This window comes from Jiangella asiatica, from assembly GCF_004349065.1.
Lineage (GTDB): Bacteria > Actinomycetota > Actinomycetes > Jiangellales > Jiangellaceae > Jiangella > Jiangella asiatica.
Genome location: NZ_SMKZ01000054.1, coordinates 23,771 through 44,702, shown reverse-complemented (window position 1 = coordinate 44,702; position 20,932 = coordinate 23,771). Strand labels below are relative to the sequence as shown.

15 protein-coding genes are annotated in these 20,932 nt (G+C 70.1%); 3 read left to right on the top strand and 12 right to left on the bottom strand.

What is annotated here, in order from left to right; genetic code table 11:
- Positions 1 to 813: 813 nt before the first annotated feature.
- Positions 814 to 3,732: an AfsR/SARP family transcriptional regulator gene (locus E1269_RS26470; RefSeq protein WP_131900235.1), complete on the top strand. Its 2,919-nt coding sequence runs from the start codon at positions 814 to 816 to the stop codon at positions 3,730 to 3,732.
- 81 nt (positions 3,733 to 3,813) lie between these two features.
- On the opposite strand, the gene E1269_RS26465 is transcribed toward E1269_RS26470, so the two are convergent.
- On the bottom strand, positions 3,814 to 4,422 hold the full coding sequence (locus E1269_RS26465; RefSeq protein ID WP_131900233.1) for a dihydrofolate reductase family protein: 609 nt from the start codon (positions 4,420 to 4,422) through the stop codon (positions 3,814 to 3,816).
- Positions 4,423 to 4,557: 135 nt separating this feature from the next.
- Here E1269_RS26465 and E1269_RS26460 point away from each other — a divergent pair, with 135 nt between their 5' ends.
- Positions 4,558 to 7,251 carry a LuxR C-terminal-related transcriptional regulator gene (locus E1269_RS26460; RefSeq protein ID WP_131900231.1) on the top strand — a complete coding sequence of 898 codons (2,694 nt, stop codon included), beginning with the start codon at positions 4,558 to 4,560 and terminating at the stop codon, positions 7,249 to 7,251.
- Between the two features lie 17 nt (positions 7,252 to 7,268).
- On the opposite strand, the gene E1269_RS26455 is transcribed toward E1269_RS26460, so the two are convergent.
- The 3 genes from E1269_RS26455 to E1269_RS26440 form a co-directional block, all read right to left on the bottom strand.
- Positions 7,269 to 7,607, bottom strand: a complete 339-nt coding sequence (locus E1269_RS26455; RefSeq protein WP_203434096.1) for a HEAT repeat domain-containing protein — start codon at positions 7,605 to 7,607, stop codon at positions 7,269 to 7,271.
- Between the two features lie 349 nt (positions 7,608 to 7,956).
- Positions 7,957 to 8,085, bottom strand: a complete 129-nt coding sequence (locus tag E1269_RS33945; protein ID WP_275264644.1) for a hypothetical protein — start codon at positions 8,083 to 8,085, stop codon at positions 7,957 to 7,959.
- A gap of 236 nt (positions 8,086 to 8,321) precedes the next feature.
- A complete protein-coding gene (locus tag E1269_RS26440; RefSeq protein WP_131900227.1) occupies positions 8,322 to 11,594 on the bottom strand; it encodes a galactose-binding domain-containing protein in 3,273 nt (1,090 codons plus the stop codon).
- Between the two features lie 312 nt (positions 11,595 to 11,906).
- Here E1269_RS26440 and E1269_RS26435 point away from each other — a divergent pair, with 312 nt between their 5' ends.
- Positions 11,907 to 12,629 carry a phosphotransferase enzyme family protein gene (locus E1269_RS26435; RefSeq protein ID WP_476702872.1) on the top strand — a complete coding sequence of 241 codons (723 nt, stop codon included), beginning with the start codon at positions 11,907 to 11,909 and terminating at the stop codon, positions 12,627 to 12,629.
- A gap of 625 nt (positions 12,630 to 13,254) precedes the next feature.
- Here the strand turns inward: E1269_RS26435 and E1269_RS26430 are convergent.
- From E1269_RS26430 to E1269_RS26400, 8 genes are read right to left on the bottom strand one after another with little or no spacing between them, the layout of a single operon-like run.
- Complete coding sequence (locus tag E1269_RS26430) at positions 13,255 to 14,037, bottom strand: HpcH/HpaI aldolase family protein (protein ID WP_131900223.1); 783 nt, start codon at positions 14,035 to 14,037, stop codon at positions 13,255 to 13,257.
- A gap of 5 nt (positions 14,038 to 14,042) precedes the next feature.
- A complete protein-coding gene (locus E1269_RS26425) occupies positions 14,043 to 15,062 on the bottom strand; it encodes a 2-hydroxyacid dehydrogenase (protein ID WP_131900221.1) in 1,020 nt (339 codons plus the stop codon).
- A gap of 28 nt (positions 15,063 to 15,090) precedes the next feature.
- Positions 15,091 to 15,228 carry a hypothetical protein gene (locus E1269_RS32520; RefSeq protein ID WP_162606644.1) on the bottom strand — a complete coding sequence of 46 codons (138 nt, stop codon included), beginning with the start codon at positions 15,226 to 15,228 and terminating at the stop codon, positions 15,091 to 15,093.
- Between the two features lie 16 nt (positions 15,229 to 15,244).
- Entirely contained in the window at positions 15,245 to 16,354 is a 1,110-nt protein-coding gene (locus tag E1269_RS26420) for an Ldh family oxidoreductase (protein ID WP_131900219.1), read from the bottom strand.
- A gap of 49 nt (positions 16,355 to 16,403) precedes the next feature.
- Positions 16,404 to 17,078 (bottom strand): GntR family transcriptional regulator, encoded by a 675-nt coding sequence (locus E1269_RS26415; protein ID WP_162606643.1) that lies wholly within the window; start codon positions 17,076 to 17,078, stop codon positions 16,404 to 16,406.
- Positions 17,079 to 17,114: 36 nt separating this feature from the next.
- Positions 17,115 to 18,332 (bottom strand): enolase C-terminal domain-like protein, encoded by a 1,218-nt coding sequence (locus E1269_RS26410; RefSeq protein WP_131900215.1) that lies wholly within the window; start codon positions 18,330 to 18,332, stop codon positions 17,115 to 17,117.
- 39 nt (positions 18,333 to 18,371) lie between these two features.
- Positions 18,372 to 19,379: an aldo/keto reductase gene (locus tag E1269_RS26405; protein ID WP_203434095.1), complete on the bottom strand. Its 1,008-nt coding sequence runs from the start codon at positions 19,377 to 19,379 to the stop codon at positions 18,372 to 18,374.
- Positions 19,357 to 20,922 (bottom strand): tripartite tricarboxylate transporter permease, encoded by a 1,566-nt coding sequence (locus E1269_RS26400; RefSeq protein WP_131900213.1) that lies wholly within the window; start codon positions 20,920 to 20,922, stop codon positions 19,357 to 19,359. The genes E1269_RS26405 and E1269_RS26400 overlap by 23 nt, the downstream gene beginning before the upstream one ends.
- Positions 20,923 to 20,932: the final 10 nt, after the last annotated feature.

Below are 20,932 nucleotides of genomic sequence, written 5' to 3'. Positions count from 1 at the left end.
GGCTGGGGCTGGGGTCTGTCGGGTCGGTTCTGCCGCGGTCGGGGTGCGGCCGCCCCCGTGCCGGCTCTCGAAGGACCGAGTTCGCCGGTGCTTTCCCCGGTCGAGGTGCGGCGGATCCTTCCGGGAGCCCGGGGGTCAGCTCGCGAGGGCGGGCCCGCTGAGCCGGCAGAGGGTCGAGTCGTACCGAGCCGGGTTGGGCCGTGCCGAACACGCCAGTGACCGGGATGCCCTTGCGAGCAGGAACCCCGGACACCCCGGGGGTGGGATCGGGTTTTGCGGATCGTGCCCGCGGCATTCGCCTCGACGGGGACCGACAGGTCGACCGTGGCCACCAAGCTCGTCGCGGAGACGCTCGGCCAGGCGATCGCGCCGGCGCTCACCGCGGGCATGGTTGGCGAGAGCATTGCGCGCGACGCCGTACAGGCACGGCCGCGCCTCGGCGCCGTCGGGTACCTCGTCCATGCGCCGCCCACGCCACGAAGAGCGTCTCGGCCACGATGTCCGCGGCGTCCTCGGCCGCGGCCACCCGGCGCGGGGCGTACCCGAGGATGGCGCGCGACTCGCTGCGGAAGAGGACCTCGAACCTGCGCCGCCGCGGGTGGGCGAGACCCCCGCCCTGGTCCGGTCGCCTCCAACGGCCACGCCACCCCTCTCCGCGGCCGGGTCGGTGCGGCCGTCACCATGAACATGTCCTGACACCGCCACCGGGTTACATCGTCGGCCGGATTTTCTGGCCGAGTCAGGCCGACACCACCGTCCGGCCGCCCGGACTGCGACGTGACAGGGCGGGCTCGGCCCGGGAATGCTGTCGGAGTGAACACCGGACGACCGGACGGCGACCCCACGCCGGGTGGGCTGTGGATGGGCCTGCTCGGGCCGTTCGAGGTCCGGCGCGACGGGCGCCCCGTTCAGGTCACCAGCGACCGCCTGCGCGGCGTCCTCGCAGTGCTCGCCGCGTCGGCCGGCCGGACGGTCTCGCTGGACCTCCTCGGCGAGTACGTGTGGGCCAACCAGCCGCCGCTGAACCTACGGCGCACGGTCCAGACCTTGATGGCGCGGCTGCGCAGGCTGCTGCCGGACGAGGCGATCGCCAGCCGGCCGGGAGGCTACGCGCTGGTCGTCGAGCCGGACCAGGTCGACGTCGTCCGATTCGAGCAACTGCTGGGCACGGCGGCCACCGCTGCGGACCCCGGCTCCGAGCGGCGGCTGCTCAACCGCGCGCTCGGCCTCTGGCGCGGCACGCCGTACGACGGCGCGGCGGTCGGCCGGCTGGCGACTATGGAGGCCGTCCGCCTCACGGAGGAGTACCTTGCCGCGCTGGAACGGGTGACCGACCTCGCCCTGGCCGCCGGCGAGCTTCCGGGGCAGGCCGCCTCGATTCGGGCCGCGGCTGAGCTGCACCCGTTGCGCGAGTCGCTGTGGGCACGCCACCTGCGCATCCTGGCCACCTCCGGCCGCCCCGCGGAGGCGCTGGCCGCCTACGAGACGCTCCGGCGGCGCCTCGTCGAGGAGTTGGGTACCGATCCGGGAGCGGAGCTGCAACGCATCCATGCCGCACTGCTCAACCCCGACCGGTCCGGCGGTGACGCCAACTCACCCGCCGACACGCTCCGGCTCATGAACGACGTCGTTCGCCGGCCTCGCCAGCTTCCCGCCGACGTCGAGCTGGTCGGCCGCGCTGACGAGGTCGAGGCGCTCGACCGCGCGCTCGGAATCGGTGGGTCGGGCGCGCCGGGCGCCGTCGTGGCCGCCGTCACCGGGCAGGGTGGAGCCGGAAAGACGTCGCTGGCGGTGCACTGGGCGCACCGCCGGCAGGCGGAGTTCCCCGACGGGCAGCTCTTCATCGACCTACGCGGTTTCGCCACCGGGACGCCCGTCGAGCCGGCCGCGGCGCTGCGCCTGATGCTCACCGGGCTGGGGGTGCCGGCCGACCAGATGCCGGCCGGCCTCGACGCGCGCGTGGCGCTGTACCGGACGCTGACGGCGGACCGGCGGCTCCTCGTGGTGCTGGACAACGCCCGCGACTCCGAGCAGGTCCGCCCACTGCTTCCTGGGTCGTCCGCCCGGGTCATCGTCACCAGTCGCGGCGCGTTGCGCGGGCTGTCCGCGCGCGAGGGCGCCGGCCGAGTCGCCGTCGGCGAGCTACCAGCCGCGGAGGCGGAGGCGCTGCTGAGCGCCAGGTTCGGGCGGCACCGCCTCGCCGTTGCCCCGGCGGCCGTGGCCGAGCTGGCCGGGTTCTGTGGCTACCTGCCGCTGGCGCTCGTCATCGCTGCCGAGTACGTCGCCCGCCGAAACGACGATGACGACCGGAACGCGTGGAACGGAGTGGGCCACACCGCCGCCGCGGACGCATCCGCTCGCAGCGCCGCACACGACGCGCTGCTGGAGCTGCGGGACGAGCGCGGCCGGCTGGCGGCGCTCGACGCCGGTGACAACGATCCCGCGGCAAGCGTGCGGTCGGTGCTCTCGTGGTCCTACGCCGCCTTGGACCCGTCGACGGCCCGAATGTTCCGCCTGGTAGCACATGTGGTGCCGCTGGACTTCAGCGCCGAGCTCGCTGCGGCGGTCGCCGGCCTGCCGCTGGACCGCGCCCGTCAGCTCCTCGATCACCTGGTGGACATGTCGCTCGGCAGCCGGTCGCGCGGGCGGTACCGGCTGCACGACCTCGTCCGCGTCTACGCCGCGGCCGTAGCCGAGACGGAGGACAGCCCGGCCGACCGTGACGCCGCGAGCGAGCGCGCCCTCGACTGGTGCCTGGGCTCGCTGCACAACGCGGTCGAGCTGCTCAAGCCGGGTGGCCACCCGGCCGCTGAGCCCGCTGCGCCGTCGGACCCCGTGGTGCGGCCGCTCAGGTTCGACGACGTCACCGTGGCGCGGGCGTGGTGTGACGCCGAACGGCGCGGGCTGGAGCTGGCGACCCGGCGCGCGTACGACCTCGGCCGGTACGAGACGGCGTGGCGGCTGTCCTGGGAGCTGAGCCGGCTGCTGTTGCTGGCAGCGCACAGTGACGAGATGGTGGAGCTGGCCGAGATCGGGGTAGCCGCGGCCAAGCACGTTGGAGACGGTCCGCTCTACATCGCACTGCTGCACCATGGTTGCGCCGTCGACCGGCCCGGACGCGGCCCGCAGGCGGTGGCGCTTCTCACCGAGGCGCTGGACCGGTGCCGCGCCGCCGGTGACGTCGGGACCGAGTCGGTCGTCGAGATGACGCTGGCCACCACCATCTTCCACGTCGGCGACCTCGACACCGCCCTCCGCCACGGCGAGGCGGCCCTGGTCGCCGCCCGGCGCTGGCAGGCCGGTCCTCGCGACACGTCCTTGCTCACACCCAACCTCGCCGGCTGCGAGCTGAACCTCGGGTTCGTGCTGATCGGTCTCAACCGCATCCGCGACGGAATCGTCCACACCGAGCGCGCCCTCGACCTGGCCAGGGAGAACCACAACCGCACGATCGAGAGCATGGCGCTGTCGAACCTCGCCTGGTCACACCAGCGTCGCGGCGACTACGCCGAGGCCGAGGCCTACTGTCGCAAGGCCCAGCCGGTGCTGCGGGAGATCGGCGGGACCCACGTCCTGATCGACGTGCTGCTGATCCTCGTCGACGTCCTGATGCGGACCGGTCGCCCGGACCAGGCGCGGGCCGCCTACGACGAGGGCATGGCCCTCCTCGGGCCTGCCGACGACCCGCGCGCCGCACTGTTCGGGACAGCCCTGAAGGGCGAATTGCCCTGACCGGGCAACGCGCGTCCGAACGGCGACCCGCCGCCGCGGCGACGCTGGCGGTGTCGGGCCCGCGACGGCGGGTGAGCGAGATCAGTTGGTGACCCGGTCGTAGACCAGACAGATCGCGCCGGACTCGCTGGTCGAGAGGTCGGTGAGCGACCACGACGTCCGAGGCACGCCGTCCTCGAACAGCCGGGCGCCGCCGCCGGCCAGTTCAGGGCACAGGTTGATCATCATCCGGTCGACCTCGCCGGCGTCGAGCAAGGCACGGATGAGACTGCTGCTGTTCTGGATGACGATGTCGCCGCCGGGCTCCTCGCGCAGCCGCCGAACCGTCGCCGCGGGGTCGGCGCCGGCGATCCACGAGTTCTGCCACGTCGCATCCGTCAGAGTGGTGGAGAAGACGACCTTCTCCGTCGAGTTGAGCCAGCGGGCGGTGGCGCGGTCGCGGGGCTCGGCGTTCTCGTCATCGGCCACGGGCGGCCAGAAGCCGGCGAAGCCTTCGTAGTTCTTGCGGCCGAGCAGGATGGTGGTCGCGGTGTCGGTCAGGCGGACCATGAGGTCTCGCGCGGCGTCGGTGACGGCGTGCGGGGCGATCCAACTCATGTCGTACTCGCCGCCGGGCCCGTTGACGCGTCCGTCGAGTGACAGAGAGATGTTGGCGACGACCGTGCGGCGGGGCGTGGTGTTCGAGGTCATGTCGGTTCCTTCGGTGGGTGGCGCCTGGGCGGCACCGTCTGATGTCGATCGTTCCGGCGGGGCGCCGGCGGAACATCTGCCAGCTGGCCGATATCCCCGCGCCGGCTTGGCCGAGGCGGTGCAAGACTGCGGACGATGCCTGTCCACCACCTTCCGCCGGAGCTGACGTCCTTCGTCGGCCGCGGCGCCGAGCTCGCCGCCGTCGGTGCGGCACTGACCGAGGGCCGGGTGCTGACCCTGGTCGGCCCGGGAGGCTGCGGCAAGACCCGGCTCGCGGTGCGGGCGTGTCACGAGCTGGGCGAGTCCCGGCCGGACGTGGTGTGGGTCGGTTTGGAGAACGAGCGCGACGGCGCGCAGGTCGCCCGCCGCGTCGCGGACGCCCTGGACGTCCTCGACGTGCTGGTACCGGCGGGCTCGGACCCGCTCGCGGCGGTCCTGACCGCGCTCGGCGACCGTGACGCCTTCGTCGTCCTCGACAACTGCGAGCACCTGTTGGCCGACGCCGCCAAGGTCGTAGCGGCGCTCCTGGCGCGTTGCCCGCGAGTCGCGGTGCTGGCCACCAGCCGGGCGCCGCTGGGTGTCGACGGCGAACGCGTCTGGCGGGTGCCCCCGCTGGACCTCGCCGACGCGCTGGAGCTGTTCCTGGACCGCGCCGGTGTCGCAGGCGAGGACGCGGAGGATGTCCGGGCCGGCGCGCGCCGCGTCTGCGACCGGCTCGACCGCGTGCCGCTGGCGCTGGAGCTGGCCGCCGGCTGGGCTGGCACGCTCACGCCGGCGCAGATCGCCGACGCGCTGCACGACCCGTTCACCATGCTCGACGGCGGCACGCGGACCGCCGCGTTCCGGCAGCGAACCCTCGAGGGCTCGATGCGGTGGAGCCACGACCTGCTCGGCGACGACGAGCGTGTCCTGTTCCGCTGGCTCGGCGTCTTCGAGCCAGGGTTCGCGGCCGGCGCCGTCACCGGGCTCGCGGCTCTGGGCGGGCCGACCGCTGACCGGCTGGTCAAGGCGTTGCGCGGGCTGATCGACACCTCGCTCGTCGTCGCGGACACGGCCGGCCCGGTCGCGAGGTACCGGATGCTCGGCGTCGTCCGCGACTACGCGCTGGCCCGGCTGGCGGAGGCGGGCGAGACCGAGCGGCTGCGGGACTGCCACCTCGACCTCCAGCTGGCGCTGGTGGACGGGCTCGCCGCGCTGGTCGACACGGACAAGGACGCCTGGCGGGCCGCCGTCGCCGCCGAGTATCCGAACGTCCGGTCCGCCATCGAGTGGGGCCTGGCCGCCGACGACCCCGCACGCGGGCGGCGGCTGGCCGCCGGCGTGGCCTGGCTGTGGCACCTAGAGGGCCGGGGCCCGGAAGGGATGCGGCTGCTTCGGCTGGCCGCGGGCCGAGGGGCGGGCGAGCGGACCGCACTACAAGCGGAGGTCATGGTGGCCCTCGCCCTGGTCGCCGATACGACGGTGCCCGGCGGCGTGGGGCTGGACGCGGTCCGGGACGCCGCGGAGCTGGCCGCCGAGACCGGCGCGGAGCGGGTCTGGCTGCGGGCACGCTCGCTGGCCGCCGTCGGTGAGATCGGCGACGACCTGGACCGGGCCCGGCGTGAGGCGGCCGTCGTGCGCGACGACGCCGCTCGGGCCGGTGATGCGTTCGTTGCCGACGCCTCGGCCGTGCTGGTCGGGCTGGTCGACCTGATCCGCGACGACCACGCGGCGGCGATCGCGTGCATCGAGCCGGCGCTGGACGGCCTGCTGCGGCGCGGCGACCGCGGCGTCGGGTCCTCCGGCCTGGGCTGGCTGGCTCAGGCCACGGCCTACGCCGGAGACCTCAGGCGCGCAAGCGAGCTCGCCGAGCGTGCGGTGATGACGGCTGAGCCGCTGCGTGACTTCCACCGGACCGGGTCCGCGCGGAGCATCTTGGCCGAGATCCGGGTGCTGCAGGGCCGGCTCGACCTCGCCGAGGAAGCCATGGCGCCCATGGACCGGCTGGTCGGCGGCCTGGACGAGGCACCGTTCATCCCCGGGTGGGAGCGGGTCAAGGCGCTGATCGCGCTGGACCGCGGTCAACCGGAGGAGGCCGTGGATTGGTGCCGGCGCGAGGCGCGGTGGCATCCGGCTCCGGCGGACGAGCACCTGTCGCCGCAGACCCGAGTGGTGCTGGCGACAGCCTTGATGACGTCCGGCGACGACGCGGCGGCCGGGCACCTGGCCGACGAGGTCCTGGCCACGCCGATGACCGCCCAACTGCCCGGCGTGCGGGCCGCCGCGCTCGCCGTCCACGCGTCCCTGGCCGCCGACGGTGACCCGGACCGCGCGCTCGCGCTGCAGCACGAGGCGCTGCGCATCCGCAACGATCACGGCCTGGTGCTGGGCTGCATCGACAGTCTCGAGTCGCTGGCGGAGCTGCTGCTGCGGCGCGGGGCGGACGAGCCTGCCAGTGTCCTGACGGGTGCCGCCCGACGGGCCCGGCGTGACGCGGGCGCCACGCTCACCCCGTCGTCGGCGGATGGACAGTCAGCCCAGACAGAGGGTGAACTGACCCCGTCGTCGCCGGCACTCGTGGAGCGGGGCGAGGCGATGTCGCTGCCGGATGCCGTCGCCTACGCCGCCCGCGCCCGCGGCCCGCGCCGGCGACCGGACTCGGGGTGGGAGAGCCTCACCCCGACCGAGCGCTCGGTGGTGGACCTGGCAGTTCAAGGGATGTCCAACCCGGAGATCGCGACCAGGCTGTTCATGAGCCGCGGCACGGTCAAGACCCACCTGGCGCACGTGTACGCCAAGCTCCAGGTGGCCAACCGGACGGAGCTCGCCCGGCTGGCCGCCGCCCGCTGATCCGAGCGAGGACGGTGTCAGCGGATGAGCCCGTTGGCCCGTGCCTGCCACAGCTGCTCGCGCGCCGGCTTGGAGTCGAGCAGTTCCAGGCCCCGCGCCGCCCAGCCGCGCAGTGCCTCGTCGTCGCCCTGGAGCTGCTCGACCAGCAGCGGGAGCGCGGCCGGCGAGCGACCCTCGCCGATGAGCTCCAGCAGCCAGCACCGCAGCCCGTGGTCGGCACGTTCGCGGACGAACTCCGTCATCAGCTCGTCGACGTGATCTGCGGCCTGGGCGAGCAGGATCTGGAACCCGTCCTCCCGGGCCTGCGGATCGTGGCGGCGCATGAGCCGCATGGCCTTCTCGAACTGCGTCGGCACGGCAGGAGCGTAACCGCGGACCCGCTCGCCCGGAGCCCTAGCCGTCGATGATCTCCGACTAGCCGGGCACCCGGGCCGTGCCGCCCGGCCGCACAGCGATCACGGCGTGGTCCCCGGCGACCGCCGGGACCGCGGCCCGGACCCCGCTGGACCTGGGACAACGCGTAAGGCACCAGGGTCAGCTGTCAGCGTCGAGCTTCATGGCACGGTCGTCCCGCGCCCGTCAGGGTGGCATGACGTGTTGACTGCCGTTGATGCGCGCTACCGCGGAACCCGTGCTTCGACAGAGCTCTGACGACCTCGGTGCCGGGTACGGACGGGAGCAGGGCGCATCAGGCGATGTCGACCGTCAGGTCAGCTCGTCCGGTGCTCCGAACTCAACAACGAGCCCGACCAGCGCCACCCGAAGATCGGCCACGGCCTCCTCCGGCGTCGCACCTCCCCCGTGTGCGCCGACACCGGGGCGCTGTTTGCTCATGGACTCGATTGAATCGATTGTGACTTGGTCGGTCCGCTTTCCGCGCGGATGGCGTGAATCGCTGAGAGTCACGGCGGGCGACGCCATCGGCAAGCGTGTAAGTGCCGTCGACGCGGCCCGCTCACGCCGGGGCTGGCGCGGGCACGAGTTGCCCGACAACCAGAGCGGTCAACGCACCGTAGGGGAGGCGCATCGGTATCTTTCCATCGAGCGAGATGAAGCCGAGTTGCGTTGTGTTATCGAACCTGGTCGTAGATCTCCAGTTCGTACATGCGGACGACGTCGATCTCATCGCGGGACGGATCGGTGGCCACGAGCCGGACCTGGTCGGTCGGCCCCGAATCGAGGGGGATGTCCAGCCGAGGCTCGGTGTTGCCGCTCACCGCGCCGACCTGTGTCCAGCTGCCGTCGGCTGAGCGGGTCTGGACCATGGCGGACACCAACCGACCCCTGGCGATGGCGCCACCGCTGTAGATGCGGACCAGCTTCGGCGTCGTGACGGTGGCGAGGTGCACGGTGATCGACGGCTCTAGGTCACCGACCGCGGAGAGCCACCGGCTGGCGTTGTCGGCGGTGTTGCCGTCCACCGCCTTGTCGCCGGTGTATTGCGGCTGGTAGATGGAGCTGACCTCCACCGGCCGGTTGAGGGCGATGTTCGGGCCGTCCGGCAAGTACTGCCGCGGCACGTTCCACCGCGTGACCTCCGAGCACCCGATGTCGCCACTCGGCAGCAGGGTGGCGATGCGCACCTCGACCACGGCCGGCGCGGTCACGTCGGACAGGTCGAGGGTTTGGTTGAAGTCGTATCCAGTGGACCGGTTGGTGTCGGTCCAGGTCTCGCCGTCGGCCTCCCGCCACTGCACCCACGCCTCGACGGTGGTGAAGTAGGACCAGCTCACCACCGGCGCCCGGTAAGCGCCCTCGACGCGGAAGGTCCGCAGCTCCGGTCCTTGCGGGTCGTCGGCGAGGCGTAACTCGATCTCGAGCACGGCAACACCGTTCGGGGCGAGCCGCACCGACCATTCGTCGGCCGCTGTCTTGGTCCCCTCACCGGTGATGACGTCCCAACCGGTCCACGTCGCGAGCCGGCCTTGCTCGACGGCGCGCGGGTTGAGCGTGATGGTCGCCGACGTCGCCGCGCCGAGCTGGTTCAGCGCCACCACGTACAGCCGGCTCCCGTCGATCGAGCGGGCGGTGACGACGTCGACATCGGACTTGTCGACGACGAGCAGGGTGCGGGGCATCCACAGGTTGGCGTCCTTCCCGTACACCGTGCCCGGGGCGAAACCGAACGGCCGGTGCGCGCCGACCTTCGCCGTGCAGAGCCCCGGCGGGAAGCTGATCTTCCCTTCGGTGCGCAAATGCGCCTCGGCGAGCAGATAGTCCACGATCCACCCGATGTGCCACCAGGCGTGCCAGGGAAACTGGGTCGACGCACCGTTGCCGTCCCGCCAGTAGTAGGACGGGGTGCCGGTTTCAGGGCCGACGAACGCGTCCCGCCCACGCGCGGCGGCTCGGGCGAGATCGAGAAAGTGCTCGTCTCCGGTCAGCTCGTGGAACCGGACGAAGGCGCCGGCGTGGCACGAGAGCAGCATCGGGCCTTCCTTGTTGGCGCTGCCGGTGAAGCCAGAGTGCTCGAAGCACATCCCGACCTGGCTGGCACGCCAGTCCTCCATCTCCACCCCGTGGAAGGTCTTGGTGGCCGCGGTCGGCGTCGGGTGGTTGTGGATGTGCAGGGTGTAGAACCGCGCGCACGAGATGGCAGCATCTAGATACGCCTGGGTGCCAGTCAGCTCGTGCAGTTCGAGCAGGGCTTGGGCCGCGAAGATCACCTGGAAGTCGCGGATGATCCGGAAGTCGTCGCACAAGCCGAGGAAATCGCCGGTCTTGACGGCATGCTCGACGAACCAGTCGGCGCCCTGCTGGGCCGCGTCCAGGTACTTCCGGTCGCCGAGGATTCGGTACGCGGCCAGGAAGCCATACCAGGTGGCGCGCAGGTCGGTCAGCTCCGGATACTGCAAGGCGTCGGGGTTCTCCCGTTGGTAGCCGATGTCGAAGCTGCCGTCGTCGTGCTGCCAGCTCAACAGCTTGTCCGCACCAAGGCGGATCCGGTCGCGCAGCTCGGTGTCGGACGGGTCGAACAACACGATGTTGGCCATGTCGGCCAAGGTGTAGTAGGTGGTGAAGCTCGGCGTGACGTAGTCCGGTTCGTCGATGCCGGTCGCCGCGCCGACGATCGCGCTGACGAACTGGCCGTTCCTGAAGTACTCGCCGAGCGCGGCCCCCCGGAACGGTCCCTCCGCGGTCTGTTGCTGAGCCAGCTTGAAGTTGCGCGCGTACGGCAGCCGATCGTGGTGGATGATCGGATCACCGGTGATCGCGTCCATCATCCACATCGCGCCGACATCGGAGATCTTGGAGCCCTCCGCGCCCAGCGTGAGTCCTTCGTACTCCCAGGTGTGCCACCTGGACTGTGGCGTGACCAGGTGGTCGTGCATTCGGTTGATCCGGTGGGACAGCGACTCGGACGCGGCGGCGAGGGCGAGGTAATCGCCGAGCCCGTACACGTCCCGGGTGACGTGCTTGCTGACCTCGTACCAACCCGCGTCGCTCAGGACGTATCGGAAGGTGGCCGTGACCGGCTCACCGGCCGCGAGCTGCGAGCCGGCCTGTCCGAGTACCGGGTAGAAGCTGGTGGGGCTCAGCTCGCCGGTCAACGCGCGCAGGGATGTCCCGACTTTCCAGGTGTTCTGGGTGGACGTGTCGTCGGCCCACGGGTCGCGCGCCAGCGACGGGTCGGCGACGACGGCGAGGGTCGTGCCCCGGGCACGGCTGGACACGATGGCGGTGAGGCTGGTCGTGCTGGCCTCGGTGGTGACCATCGGCGCCTTCGGCACGCCGATCTGGTACAGGTACGTCAGGTCGTCGTCGGCGGCCAGGGTTGCCGACGACCAGTAGCCGGGGACGACGCCCCAGCCGAGGTCGTCGTCGTCGACGGTGGCGAGCGTGGGGCTGGGGACGGAGTACCAGCCAGCGGCGTTCGGCGTCCAGGTGAGCGTGACCAGCAGATCAGTAGGGTGGTCCGGGTCGAACCGCCACACCGCCACCATGGTGCCGGTCGGTTGCGTTGCGGTGAAGGTGACGCCCTGACGGTCGCGACGCGCCTGCTGCGGGAGGAACGTGGCCACGGTGCCCGCAGTCGCCCGTTGAACGGTCTCGGCGCTCGGCGCTGAGCTGGCGGACCAGATACCGTACCGGCCGGACGGGTTGAGGACGCGGCGCCATGCCCTGTGGCTCCTGATCCGGAGCGAGTCCAGGCCCCACCCGCCGGCCGTACGCTTCCACTTCACCATCGTCGCGCGGTTCAGCAGCAGGGTGCTGTCGTCGTCGACCTCACCAGCAACTGCCGAGCCGGACGCCACGACGATCGGCACGACGATGCCGGCGCCGCCGACGGCGGCGTACTTGAGCAGGGTCCGGCGGGGCATGTTGCCCGAAGGTTGGTTCATCGGTCGATCCAATCTCGTCTACCGGTTGTCGGATGATGCGAAAGCGGCGCCCTGCCTCGTCACGTCGGAGACTCCGCAGCTCGCGGCCCCCGGCGAACGCACCGAGGCTGCCCTCTCCACGCTCTGGTTCCCGCCTTGCTCCGTCGCGACGACGACTCTGCGGTTTCTCTCAACCCACTTGATGCACGCTACATGCGGTATGTGAGAGAGTTACGCACATGGTGCTGAAATGTCAATGCCAGATGAGCACCTGATCCGAAGCCGGGGCGCTTCGTCTGAAAGCGCTGGCCACGGATCAGTCCCGACCGGTCGGTGATGTGGGGAGCCGAGACTCAAGATCACGTTGCCCGTCATGGTCGAGGTCTGGCTCCGGCAGTGGTCCCGACTCGGGATGGCGAGCTGGCGGTTAACCTCGGCAGTTGTCGGTTGAGCGTTTCGGAGTGGGTGGACGGCAGGCAGCTGGGCGAAGCCCCAGAGGGGTGGTCGGCGGCGGGTCGAGCGTTGGGACGTTTGCATCGCATCACACGTAGCGACCACGAGTTTGGGATACCTGTGGATGCTGCGGTCGACGAGATCCGCGCCCAGGTCAGTCGGCTGCCCTTCGCGGGGCGTGCGGTCGATCTTGTCCGGCGGATTCAAGACATGCCGTTGATTCCGGTCTCGACGATTCATGGTGAGCCGGCTGCGTCCAATCTGCTTCACGTCGGACCGGACTCGGCGGTTCTGTTGGATTGGGACGAGTCGGGTTACGGACCAGTCGTCTTGGATCTCGGCTTCCCGCTCATCAACGAGTTCCTGTCGCATGACCTGCGATTCAACGGCGCGGCTGCCCGGGCCTTCTACGGCGCCTATCGGCGGGAAGCCGGGTTCCTGCCAACCTCTGCCGGGGGCATCTTCACGGCTGCCCTGTTTCACGCGCTTCGGTCCATGATGTTCCACGACCTGGAGGCCAGATGGCGCCGAATCGTCCACGCCGTTGACCACGAGCAGGAACTGATCAATGCCACACTCACGCCGACCAATGACAGTGCCTGAATCTGCCGGTGAGCGGTTCCCAATCGGTCGGCGGACCCGGGCGACTCGGCTTCCTAGGTGGGCGTCAAGGGTGAGGTGACAGAAGTCCGCCAAGCATCAGCCGCGTCATGGCAGCGCTCGGAACAGCTGTCCTCCGTCACGATGCGCGACGGGGCCGTGATCGTCCACCCTGTGCCAGGCGTATCCGCCAGTTGCATTGCTAGCCTGCTACTCGTGGCCGATTCGGAGAAGGTCTCTCGGCCGAGATCGAACGTCTCCGTGGCAAACCGATGCCACGACACCGGCACTGCGACAACCCGGCCTCTTAACCTGATGGGACGGCGACGTCGTAGGCGACGGGAATCTCGTCGGTCAGACCATGCCGCGCCAGCGCCGTTGCAACAACGTCGGTTGCATGGCGCGAAGTGCAATCTCGACCAAGTCCGGGTCGGCCGCGGCGCCCGACCATCGCCGGTAGAGATCGTGACCGACCTGAATCAGCCCCCCACGGTCACGGAGGCGATACAACGTACCCCGAGACATCCCGGCGCCGCGGGCCTATGCATACGGAACGTAGACGGAAGCTCATCCAGACAGCCATCCCCCGCAGCGCGTTGGAACCGGCTTCGTCTCGGTGCCGGGGGCTCTACCCGGCCGTTCGGGCGCTCAGCCCCCGAGTGGCGAGGGCAAGCTCCTCGGCGGCGGCCGACCGGACGAGCGCCAGATCATTGACCAGGGTCATCATCTGGAAGCCCTGTTCCGCGCGCCGGGCACCCATCTCACCGCCCACGCAGTGCACGCCGGCCACGATCCCGTGGCGTCTGCAGGCACCCTGGATGGCCGCGACAGCGCCGACGTGATCGACGTGGTCGTGCTCGTATGCCGGGGGCAAGTCCAGCGCCAGGGACAGGTCGGCCGGCCCCACGTAGATCGCGTCCAGACCGGGCGTGGCCGCGATCTCGTCCACCCGCTCGAGGCCCTCGCGAGTCTCGACCATGACCGCGCAGACCACCTGGTCCAGATCGTGCGGGTCGCGTGAACCCATCACCGTCGCCGCTCGCACCGGTCCGAAGGAACGACCCCCCGTGGGTGGGTAACGACAGGCCGCCACCGCGCGGGCGGCTTCCTCGGGCGTGCTGACGAGCGGCACGACCACGCCGAGTGCCCCGGCGTCCAGGATGCGACCGATGGTCGCCGGGTCGTTGGCTGGAACCCGGGCTATTGGCGTCGCCCCCTGGCCCCAGATCGCCTGCAGCATGTGCACCGCGTCGGGGTAGTCCACCGCCCCGTGTTGCAGGTCGGCGCATACGTAGTCGTAGCCCGTGGCCGCCAGCGTCTCGGCGACGACGGCGCTGGGCGAGCTGCACCATGCGCCGCGGGTTACCTCTCCCCGGGCCCACATCTCGCGCAAGGGATTCGTGAACGTCATGGTGCTCAGGCTCCTGTTTCGTCGCTGGTGGCTCCGACGGCCGGGCGGACGTCGGTGTTGACCAAGGTCCGTGGACGCCGGCCGCTGAGGGCGTCGATCACGTTGCCGACGGCGATGGCCGCCATCCGCCGGCGCGTGGACGCGGTGGCGCTGCCCAGGTGGGGAAGCAGCACGACGCGTTCACGCTGCTCCACCAGCCCGGGATGGACGGTGGGCTCGTCCTCGTAGACGTCGAGGCCGGCGCCGGCGATCGACCCGGTGGCTAGCGCCTCGACCAGCGCCGCCTCGTCGACGATCGGGCCCCGTGCGGTATTGACGAGGATGGCGGAGGGCTTCATCCGGGCCAGCGCCGTGGCGTCGATACCGTGACGCGTGCTCTCGGTCAGGGGCGCGTGGACCGAGAGGAAGTCGGCCGTGGCCAGGAGCTCGTCCATCTCGGCGTAGGTCACGCCCAGTTCGCGTTCGCGGTCGCGCGGCAGCCGGTGGGCGTCGTGGTAACGCACCGTCATGTCGAATCCGCCCACGGCGCGACGCGCCACCGCCTGGCCGATCTTGCCGAACCCGTAGATGCCCAGGCTCTGGCCGAACACGTCCGCGCCGAGCTGCTCCTGCGCCAGCTTCCAGTGCGTATACCGGCCAGCACGCAGGAAGGCGTCGCCCTCGGGGACCCGCCGTGCGGTCGCCAGGATCAGCGACCACGTCAGATCGGCCGTGGCGTCAGTCAGGACGTCCGGCGTGTTGCACACCGCAATGCCGGCTCGCGTGGCCGCCGCCACGTCGATGTTGTCGTACCCGACGGCCACGTTGGCCACGACGGACAGGTCCGGCGCCGACGCCAGGAAGTCAGCATCGATCCGGTCCGTGAGCATGGACACCAGCCCAGCAGCGCCCCGCACCAGCTCCTGGAGCTGCTCCGGCGGCAGCGGCTCGTCGTCGTTGCGTGCCTCGACGTCGAACCCGGCCCGGCGGAGCTGGTCCACGGCCTCGGGGAAGACGTACTGGGAAACCACCACTCGCGGTGTCATCGCTCGCTCCTCGATCGCTCGTCGCGCATCAGCGCGTCGCCGGGACGGTGCGGATCTGCAGTGCTCGTACACCCAGGACCGGTCCCAGGTGCCACTCAGGATGGCCGCGCTGAAGGAGCTCCGCCGGCGGCGTCTCCGTCGCGTCATGGATCAGGTATTCGGGCACGTGTTCTCCTTCGGGCTCAGTCCGCCGTGGTGCCGACGACCTGGTGCTGGGCTCCGACCTCGTCCGCGATGTTCTGCAGGTCGGCGAAGACGGCGGCCGAGAGGGTGACGCCGTCGGTCCTGGCGCGCTCGTAGGCTCGCTCCTCCATTTCGCCGGGCAGGAGGACCTGGTCGAATCCCTCAGCCGGGGGCAGGTCATGGATCCGGCCGGCGAAGTCCTCGACGTGTGCCAGTAACGACGACCTGCCCAGCCAGCCGTCGGGATTGAGCGTGATGAAGAGGTGGCCGACGCGCTGCGGGCGCGTCCAGTCCTCGTACATGTCGCCGATGCCCTCCCCGCTGACACCGGCGACAAGGGCACCGGCCAGCAGATCGACCATCATGGCCAGCCCGGATCCCTTCGGCCCGCCGAACGGCATGACCGAGCCCTCCAGCGCCGCGGCGGCATCGGTCGTCGGCCGCCCGTCGACGTCCACGGCCCAGCCCTCGGGGATGTCCTGGCCGAGCTGGTTGGCAAGGATGATCTTGCCGCGAGCGGTGGCACTCGTCGCCATGTCCACGGTGATCGGCGGGCCGTCCCGGCGGGGCACGGCGATGCTCAGCGGGTTGGTGCCCACGGCCCGGGACTTGCCGCCGAAGTACACCATCGTGGTCGGTGCCGTCGACATGGCGATGGCGACCAGACCGGCACGAGCCGCGCGGCGGGTGAAGTAGGCCAGCGTGCCGCAGTGATTGGAGTTCGCCACGCCGACGGCGCCGACGGAGCCGCTCTCTGCCTTCTCGATCGCCAGGTCGATGCCGGCGCTCGCGCCGACGTGACCGATGGCGTTGCCGGCGTCCAGATGTACCCCGGCGGTGTCCTCGCGCACGACGACCGGCGTGGCGGCGCCGTCGATCATCCCCGCTTGGAGCCGTTCGGCGTAGATCCGGGTACGCGTGACGCCGTGGGAGGAGATCCCGCGCGCCTCCGCGTCTGTCAGCGAGTCAGCCACGAGATCCGCCGCCGCATGGGCGAGCCCGGCGCCGCGCAGGACCGCCGAACAGTGGGCGCGCAACTCGTCCAGCGGTACACGCTGCGGGGGCGCAGTGGCGGCCGTGCCCCGCATGTAGGCAGATGACTTCGTCATGCATCCTCCAGCTCGGACGGCGATGGCTGGTGCGGTGGTCGGTATGCGATCACGGCGCGGGTTGCTGTCGTAGCTGCTTGATCATGAGTTCCTCACCGGTGCGCAGGTGGCGCAGCAGTTCGGTGCGTGCACGGCCGAAGTCGCGCTCGGCCACCGCCTCGGCGATGGCGAGGTGCTCGTCGAGCGTCTCCTCCACCCGGCCGGCCGCCACGCCGAACAGGAAGAAGCGGCCGCGATCGATGTGGCTCTCGATGACCTCGTAGAAATGGCGGATCCGACGGTTGGCGCTGCACTGGACGATTGCCTTGTGGAACTGGTTGTCCCGGGCGAAGTAGTCGACGTAGCGCGCGGGCGCGATCGGGTGGGAATAGTCGTCGAAGAACGACGCGATCGTCCTGACCTGCTCGTCACCGTCGGCGGCCTCGAGCTCCTCGAGACCGACGGGTTCGAGGAGCTTCCGTAGCTGGAAGATCTCGCGGACGTCCTGCTCGGTGAACCGGGTCACTGCCCACCCTGTGCGTCCGCGGGCCTCGACCAGCCCGGCTTCCTTCAACCGGTGCAGCGCCTCGCGCACCGGCGTGCGGCTGACCCCCAGCGATTCCGACAGCTGGCGGTCGCTCAGCGGGACACCACCGCCCAGTTCGCCGCTGATGATGGCCGACCGAATGGCCTCGAGAGTGCGGTCTCCCAGCGGAACAGTCTCGATGCGCCCGAGCGATGTCATGCCGTCTCCTGATTGGAATACCAAATACAGCATACGTTAGCGCCATGGGTCGGCCCAGCGTTCGTTGGGCACGAGCGGATACCAGCCGGGCCGCTTCGGATCGCGGTCGTACGTGTAGTTCCCGACCTCGTGAAAGTGGTCCGCGTACGTCTGCATGCGGTCACGATCGAGCTCCACGCCGAGCCCGGGACCGGTCGGCACCGCGATGGCGCCGTCCTGATACTGCATCTTCCCGCCGACGATGACGTCGTCGAGCAGGTGGTGGTAGTGAGTATCGACGGCGAACGGCAGGGCGGGCAGCACCGCGCCGAGATGGAGCATGGTGGCCAATTGGATACCCAGTTCGCCGGAGGAGTGCATCGCGACGGAGAACTGGAAGGTCTCACACACCCCTGCGGCCTTGATGCACGGCCGGATCCCTCCCCAGAACGTGGTGTCGAGCAGGATCACATCGACCGCCGGATCCAGGACGTTGGCAGCGAGCTGTTCGAAGTTCACCACGACGGTGTTGGTGGCCAGCGGGATCCGTACGTTCTCACGAACGCGCCGCATGCCGTTGAGACCCCACGTCGGATCCTCGAAGTAGTCGTTGCGCAGATGTTCGATGGCCATGCCGAACCGGATCGATTCCTCCACGCTCAGCACGGCGTTGGGGTCGTAGCGCAGGCCGTCGGACGGGTACGCCGCCGCCAACGCCTCGTAGCACTCCCGTTCGTAGTCGGGCGGGAAGACGCCGCCCTTGAGCTTGTGCGACCGGAATCCGTGCAGCCGTTTGAGCTCCGCGGCTTGGGCAACCAGCTGGTCCGGTGTACGCACCTCCCCCGTGCCATCGTCGTCGGGATACCGGAAGAACAGGTAGGAACCGAAGCTCACCTCGTCACGCAGTCGGCCACCGAACAGCTGCGAGGCGGGGACGTCGAGATACTTGCCCATCAGGTCGATGCAGGCGAACTCGAGTGCCGAGTGCAGGCTGGTGCGATTGCCGTAGAGCGCGGCCGTGGGGTTGAGCAGCTTGAACCGCATCGCCTCCAGGTCGAACGGGTCGTGCCCCACGAGGTAGTGCTTGAGCCCGACCAGGGCGTCCTCGGTGGCCGCGCCCGCGCCACGAAGCTCACCGAGTCCGGTCAGGCCCTCGTCGGTATCGACCTCGACGATGGTGCGGACGAACCGCCCCCAGTGGCCACCGTTGGCGTGCCGCAGCGGCGCCTCCAGCGGCACCGCGACGGTGGTCGCCCGGATATCTGTGATCTTCATTGTGTCCTTCGTCGTCCGTCGGTGCGACGGCGTGTGCCGTCAGCGGTTGTAGTCCGGGGCCGCGCCGCGCAGGTCGTCCCACACCTCGTCACACGCCGTCATGACGTCCGGACTCGGCCGCGGGCCGTGCAGCGCCTTCAGGTTCGACTCGAGCTGGCTCAGCCGCGAGGCGCCGAGCAGCATGGCGTGGGCCAGCGGACGCGCGGCGATCCACCGGAAGGCCAGTTCGATGAGGGTCAGCCCGGCGTCCTCGGCGATGCCGCGCAGCCGCTCGACCGCCCGGAACTGGACGTCGTTCCAATAACGTTCCCGGTACATGGGCTTGCTGAACCGCGTGCCCGCCTCGGGCGTCTCGTCGGGCCGGTGCTTGCCGGTCAGCAGGCCGCCGGCGAGCGGATTGTAGGTGATATTCGTCAGGCCCATGCGTTCGGAACAGGCGGCGTACTCGGCTTCGACGCGGCGGCCCACGAGGTTGTACATCGGCTGGGAGATCCGGATCTCGGGCCAGCCGTTCATCCGGGCGAGATAGAGCATCTCGGTGATCTGCCAGGCCGCGTAGTTCGACTGCCCGACGTAGCGCACCTTTCCCGAACGGACGATCTGGTCGAGGGCCTCGAGGGTCTCCTCGATCGGCGTGTTCCAGTCTGGCCGGTGCAGGTAATAGACGTCGATGTGGTCCACACCGAGCCGCTGCAGGCTCCCGTCCACCGCTCGGTGGAGCGCCTTGGTACTCAAGCCGGCGAGCGAGGCATCGGTCTGATCGACGTGGCTGCCGCCCTTCGTCGAGATGAGGACCTCGTCGCGGAAGGGCTTGACGATGCGACCGAGAATCTCCTCCGACGCACCGCCGGCATAGTTGTTGGAGGTGTCGAACATCGTGATGCCCGCCTCGCGGCAGGTCGCGATCATCTGTGCGGCCTCTGCCTCGTCGACCTGGGCACCGAACGTCATGGTGCCGAACACGACCTGGCTGATGGACAAGTCCGTGCCGTCGACCTTGATCTGTTCCATGCCTACTCCTCGGCTATTTCCGGCGGGGCCCGACATCGGCGGGGTGCTGCTCCCCCACGCGGCGGGCGGGGTTCCGGTGTCGTAGGGCTCGGATCATGGGCAGGGCGAACAGCGCCGCGGTGAGCAGGAGCACGGGCAGCCCGACCGGGCTGGTCACCAGCGTGCCGGCAGAGGCCGTCACATCGCCGTCGTGCAGCGAGAGCAACCGGCGGAGGTTGGTCTCGAGGATCGGGCCGAGGATGAGCGCCAGGACCAACGGCGCCTTGGGGATGTCCGCACGGGCGAACAGGAAGCCCAGGACGGCCGACAGGAGCATCACCCACACGTCGAAGGTGCTCCCGTTGAGCGCGAATGCCCCGCTGATGCAGGCCACCGTGATTAGGGGATACATCAGGGTTCGCGGGACGTCGAGGACCTTGGCGAAGTACCGGGCGCCGAACATCCCGATGAGCAACAGGCAGACATTGGCGATGAGCAGGCAGATGAAGATCGAGGACACGAGCTGGGTGTCGTTCTCGAACAGCAACGGTCCCGGCTCGACACCCTGCACGATGAGCGCACCGAGGAGGATGGCGGTCAGCGAGTCACCGGGGATGCCCAGGGAGAGCATCGTCAGCAGCGCTCCGCCGCTGGCGGCGTTGTTGGCACTGTCGGAGGCCGACAGTCCTTCGGGCGCGCCGGTACCCATCTTCTCCGGCTGCTTGGACACCTGCTTCTGGGTGCCGTAGGAAATGACCGAGGCGATCGTCGCTCCGGCGCCCGGGATGGCGCCGACCACCGTTCCGATGACCGATGAACGGGCGATGACCCATTTGAGCGGTCTCACGTCCTTGACGGCGGCCCATACCCCGGCGATCTCCTGAGGCCTCTCCTTCACCCGGTGCCGACGGGCATAGACCTGCTCCATCACCTCGGCGAGGCCGAAGATCCCGACCACTACGGCGATGAAGTCCAGGCCGCCGAACAGCTCATCCTGACCGAACGTCAAGCGGGTCTGCCCGGTCAGTGCGTCGCGGCCGATCGTGCCGAGCAGCAGGCCGATCAACGCCGAGATGATGCCCTTCGACATCGACGATCCCGAGACGAAGGCGATCACCGACAACCCCAGCACGGCAACGGCGAAGTACTCGGCCGAGCCGAAGTTCCGGGCGAACGCGGCCAGCGTCGGCCCGGCCGTACCGAGCACGAGGACGCTGAACGTGCCTCCCAGAAAGGAGGAGAGGACTCCGATCCCGATCGCACGGCCGCCCTCGCCGCGGCGACTCATCGGATACCCGTCGATGGTGGACATCAGGTCGGCGGGCGTCCCCGGCATGTTGATCAGGACCGCCGGCAAGGTGCCGCCGTACATGGACCCCAGCCATATCCCGGTGAGGACGGCGATCGCCTCGGTGGGCGACATCGTGAAGGTCAGCGGCACGAGCACGGCGACACTCATGTTCGCCGTCAGGCCGGGGATCGCGCCGACGATCATGCCGACCAGGACACCGGCGAGGATGAGCAGCAGTGTCGTGGGACTGATGACCAGCGACCAGCCCTCGGTGTACAGCGAGCCGACCGAAGCGGCAATCGGAGTCATGGAGCCTCGT

What these genes read in the sequence shown, in the direction of transcription:
- E1269_RS26420 (WP_131900219.1), bottom strand. Translation starts at nt 16,354, where the DNA reads ATGACGAAGTCATCTGCCTACATGCGGGGCACGGCCGCCACTGCGCCC.
- E1269_RS26410 (WP_131900215.1), bottom strand. Translation starts at nt 18,332, where the DNA reads ATGAAGATCACAGATATCCGGGCGACCACCGTCGCGGTGCCGCTGGAG.
- E1269_RS26415 (WP_162606643.1), bottom strand. Translation starts at nt 17,078, where the DNA reads ATGACATCGCTCGGGCGCATCGAGACTGTTCCGCTGGGAGACCGCACT.
- E1269_RS26460 (WP_131900231.1), top strand. Translation starts at nt 4,558, where the DNA reads ATGCCTGTCCACCACCTTCCGCCGGAGCTGACGTCCTTCGTCGGCCGC.
- E1269_RS26430 (WP_131900223.1), bottom strand. Translation starts at nt 14,037, where the DNA reads ATGACGTTCACGAATCCCTTGCGCGAGATGTGGGCCCGGGGAGAGGTA.
- E1269_RS26465 (WP_131900233.1), bottom strand. Translation starts at nt 4,422, where the DNA reads ATGACCTCGAACACCACGCCCCGCCGCACGGTCGTCGCCAACATCTCT.
- E1269_RS26400 (WP_131900213.1), bottom strand. Translation starts at nt 20,922, where the DNA reads ATGACTCCGATTGCCGCTTCGGTCGGCTCGCTGTACACCGAGGGCTGG.
- E1269_RS26405 (WP_203434095.1), bottom strand. Translation starts at nt 19,379, where the DNA reads ATGTCGGGCCCCGCCGGAAATAGCCGAGGAGTAGGCATGGAACAGATC.
- E1269_RS33945 (WP_275264644.1), bottom strand. Translation starts at nt 8,085, where the DNA reads ATGAGCAAACAGCGCCCCGGTGTCGGCGCACACGGGGGAGGTGCGACG.
- E1269_RS26440 (WP_131900227.1), bottom strand. Translation starts at nt 11,594, where the DNA reads ATGAACCAACCTTCGGGCAACATGCCCCGCCGGACCCTGCTCAAGTAC.
- E1269_RS26425 (WP_131900221.1), bottom strand. Translation starts at nt 15,062, where the DNA reads ATGACACCGCGAGTGGTGGTTTCCCAGTACGTCTTCCCCGAGGCCGTG.